This is a genomic window from Shewanella sp. Sh95 (assembly GCF_001308045.1).
Taxonomy (GTDB): domain Bacteria; phylum Pseudomonadota; class Gammaproteobacteria; order Enterobacterales; family Shewanellaceae; genus Shewanella; species Shewanella xiamenensis.
Genome location: NZ_LGYY01000140.1, coordinates 1 through 443, shown reverse-complemented (window position 1 = coordinate 443; position 443 = coordinate 1). Strand labels below are relative to the sequence as shown.

The window sequence follows — 443 nt, the reverse complement described above, 5'->3', positions numbered from 1 at the left end:
CTTTACCTGTGAGGCTTTTACCTGATTGCAGATCTTTAAGGGCTTGTTCGAAGTTAAAAGGTTGGGTCATGTGTCATTCCTGTTTTTGAATATTTTACTGAAATGACACAGAATTATGAACACTACCCACATATGCCGTTATTCATTTTTATGTATTGAACTGAAGGGCTTTAACAGCAGAATTGACCCACTAGAACTGTTCTGTCAGCGCCAAGGGCTGTTGTTACCCTCGATTGAAAGAGTCACGGATCGGGAAGAATGGTATGCCCACCTTCTCACCATGCAAAGTGTGGCATTTTGTTCGAGTATTGATATGCCCGACTTTCCGCACCTGATTTAGGAATAAATTTGCCGATACCGTTCGCCTAACACGTCGAGAATGATCTGCTGGTCCACTGTGAGTCCTGTGACTTGAGGTGGCGCCTCTCCCAACTGGTACTCGT

The 443-nt window shown here is 44.5% G+C and carries 1 pseudogene; it reads left to right on the top strand.

The features are described from left to right. Window positions 1-130: 130 nt before the first annotated feature. Window positions 131-316, top strand: a pseudogene (locus AEA42_RS21805) (LysR family transcriptional regulator); the annotation flags it as partial. Window positions 317-443: the final 127 nt, after the last annotated feature.